This is a genomic window from Chamaesiphon sp. OTE_75_metabat_556 (genome assembly GCF_031378165.1).
Taxonomy (GTDB): Bacteria; Cyanobacteriota; Cyanobacteriia; order Cyanobacteriales; family Chamaesiphonaceae; genus Chamaesiphon.
Genome location: NZ_JANNDR010000067.1, coordinates 1 through 2,265 on the forward strand (window position 1 = coordinate 1; position 2,265 = coordinate 2,265).

The window sequence follows — 2,265 nt, forward strand, 5'->3', positions numbered from 1 at the left end:
CAAAATGCCCCCGCGTTGGCGCAGGTGGTGGAGAATGCCGAAGATAAATTGGCGGAGACGATCGCCATCGACCGATCGCAATATTTCAATTTCATTAGTCAAGCGCAGGTGCAGTGCGGCTACTCCTCATCCGACTGGGCGATAAACCGCTCCATCAGGGTATCAAACCCAGGACTAGTGCCGCGAAAGGTGGTGGGAAAATAATCTGAAACGCAGTCCCGTAATTGGTGAGCGACGATCGAAGGAATCATCTGTTCATTAGCTAGTGGCTTTCATAAAGAGAGTAAACGGTTACAAGATTTACCAAACGACATTTATTCCATACTTGATAATCTGTGGATCTAAAGTCAACAACGGTAAATTTTCGACCTGACTTTGGGCAATCAAAATCCGGTCGAAAGGATCTTTATGATGGGTCGGTAAATGATAGATATGTAGAGCGTGTTTGAGTTCGATTGGCAAAACTTGAAAAGAATTAAGCTCTAACTGACTGGCAATAAAATCTTCAGGCTGACTGGGGATTTCTAACTTGCCTAGTTGAGCTTTAATCGCAATTTCCCACCCGCTAGCCGCACTAAAAAAGATCTGATTCTGTCGATCTCGCAAGATCGAGCTTACCGTCTCCGATAACTGTGGCTGATTCGTCACCCACCACAGGAAAGTATGTGTATCTAATAACGCTCTCATCCTTCAAAACCCGCGAGGATATCGTCGGGTAAAGGATCGTCAAAATCTGGGGCGATCTTAATCATTCCCGCCGCCGTCCCCGGAACTCTAGGGGGTAAACTGGCGGTAGAAGGCGATAACCGCGCAATTTCTCGACCATCTTTGAGGATGGTAAAGTCTTCACCATGACTTACCCGTTCGAGTAAATCGAGCAAGCTGGTGGTAGCTTCTTCAACCGTGATACTCATTGTCATAACGATCTCCTCCAGTACGCTTCGCGAACGTCATGTAATATAAACGATTTTAGCTGAATTCATTATACAAGGGGTAGGTTGAGGGTAAGTACCGGATCGCCTTTTCGCTGCTTCACTCTAAGCATGGCTGAAGTACTCCCAGGCGGTGCGGTAGTCTTCTACCCTGTCGCATTTATCGAAGGGTGCTTGGTAGCTAATCGTCCGTTGATACGCACCTGTGGGGAGGGTATCGTCGGTGGTGGTAATTTCTACGGTTTGGGTTTTTTTGTTGCCTTTGCGGGGTAAGCCGACACCGACTAAGCCTTTGCTGGTGGTGAAGACGATTCGCCCGTTTTGGTCGAAGTAGGTTTCCCGTTCGTATTGTTGCATGACGGGAAATTGGACGCGGTAGATGGTAATTCAGTTCTTCTAGGGTTAAACCGAGTGCCATTGACACTAATACGTCGATTTCGACTAATGCCTGACGGCGGCTGTAGTCAGTGCGGAGGGCACAGTTACGCTGCCAGGTGGGGGTGAGGTGCGACCAAAAGGTGTTGGGTAGGCGCGGATCTGGTTTACTCCATTGGGTTTGGCTGAATTCAGGTTGCCAGCAGTCTTGCCAGAGTTCGGCGTAGTGGGTGGTGAGGCAATTTAGGGCGAGGGTGCGGATAGTAAGATTGCGATCGGTTTCTGGTAATGGTAATAATCTTAATATTGATTCGTATAAGTCAGATTTACCAGTAGTCTTGATGTAAAAGTCATAAACAATTGAGCTAGATAAACCAGTAAATTTAATTAGCTGCTCTGAATTTTTAAAAGTTGTTGAAATAACTGGATGAACATGGGCAGATCCTTTGGGCATTATCGCTCCGATAAAGGTTCTTTCTCCTGATTGACTTAATTGACGACGAGCAACAAATCGATAAAAATTAGTTACGGGATTTTTGTCACCCCAAGGTACTTTAGGAGTGCGGCGGCGATACTCGATTGGATCGCAGTCGGGGACATAATTAGTACGGGGAAGATAATCATTAGGGCTGGTGGTGAGGTCGATGATATCGTAATGACTACTTAATGTGCAAACCTGCCGTGATGTTTTATTGAGCGGGTTTCCGACAAAGAAGTGAGGGCCAGAGAGGATTAGATTTTTAACTTCATTCCCCTGTTCTTCCCCAATTGAAGGCGGAAAGGTAGTTTGACGGCGAATGGTATTCTCTTTTTGAGCATTAGTTTCGTGCCACATTTCTAGTGCGTAGTATTCACCCTGTAAATCACCAAGGCGTTGTGGCTGTCGAGCAAATTTTTCTAATACACTGACTAAATTTTGGGTATGTATGGCGGGAAGTCGGGCAGATTCTGGGGCTGT

General features: G+C 46.4%; 3 protein-coding genes and 1 pseudogene. All 4 read right to left on the minus strand.

Features of this window, described 5'->3' with window-relative positions; all coding sequences use genetic code 11:
- Positions 1-119: 119 nt before the first annotated feature.
- The gene (locus tag RMO27_RS03270; RefSeq protein WP_309729051.1) at positions 120-251 is read right to left on the minus strand and encodes a hypothetical protein; all 132 of its coding nucleotides are present in this window, start codon (positions 249-251) and stop codon (positions 120-122) included.
- 49 nt (positions 252-300) lie between these two features.
- On the minus strand, positions 301-687 hold the full coding sequence (locus RMO27_RS03275) for a type II toxin-antitoxin system VapC family toxin (protein WP_309729053.1): 387 nt from the start codon (positions 685-687) through the stop codon (positions 301-303).
- Positions 684-920, minus strand: a complete 237-nt coding sequence (locus tag RMO27_RS03280; RefSeq protein WP_309729055.1) for a type II toxin-antitoxin system prevent-host-death family antitoxin — start codon at positions 918-920, stop codon at positions 684-686. Before RMO27_RS03280 ends, RMO27_RS03275 begins: the two co-directional genes overlap by 4 nt.
- A 193-nt stretch (positions 921-1,113) precedes the next feature.
- Positions 1,114-2,265, minus strand: a pseudogene (locus tag RMO27_RS03285) (hypothetical protein); the annotation flags it as partial.

Coding starts and splice junctions, on each gene's coding strand:
- RMO27_RS03270 (WP_309729051.1), bottom strand. CDS start 251: ATGATTCCTTCGATCGTCGCTCACCAATTACGGGACTGCGTTTCAGAT.
- RMO27_RS03280 (WP_309729055.1), bottom strand. CDS start 920: ATGACAATGAGTATCACGGTTGAAGAAGCTACCACCAGCTTGCTCGAT.
- RMO27_RS03275 (WP_309729053.1), bottom strand. CDS start 687: ATGAGAGCGTTATTAGATACACATACTTTCCTGTGGTGGGTGACGAAT.